This is a genomic window from Salinimicrobium oceani, from assembly GCF_012037645.1.
The window spans coordinates 1-305 of sequence record NZ_JAAVJR010001461.1 but is presented as its reverse complement, the minus strand read 5'-3'; the positions used below and the strand labels follow the sequence as shown (position 1 = coordinate 305).

Sequence of the window (305 nt, the reverse complement as noted above, 5' to 3'; positions counted from 1 at the left end):
GTTGAAAAAAAATTTCAGATTTTTTCTGAAAATCGGCAATTCCTTTCAGCCCTTGCTACAGCTAATTTCGAAGCATTTTTTCATTCATTTTCGCACCTAAGAAATATTAACATCAACCTGAATTTTTTTTTAAACTCTTGTTAAGTCATTGTGGCAGAATACCTTTTTACAGTAACTTCAACTACTAATTTTGTTAAAAAACCAATAAATTATGGAAAATACATTTGAAAATATTGGTGGGAGAATTGCCAATTTCTTACCCGAACTGCTGGGCGCATTATTAGTCCTTTTAATAGGATGGCTCA

The 305-nt window shown here is 31.5% G+C and carries 1 protein-coding gene; it reads left to right on the top strand.

Going from position 1 to position 305, the window contains the following annotated elements:
- Positions 1 to 211 precede the first annotated feature (211 nt).
- Positions 212 to 305, top strand: a 94-nt coding sequence (locus HC175_RS24820; protein WP_168140046.1) for a mechanosensitive ion channel family protein, incomplete at its 3' end; no start/stop codon positions are given.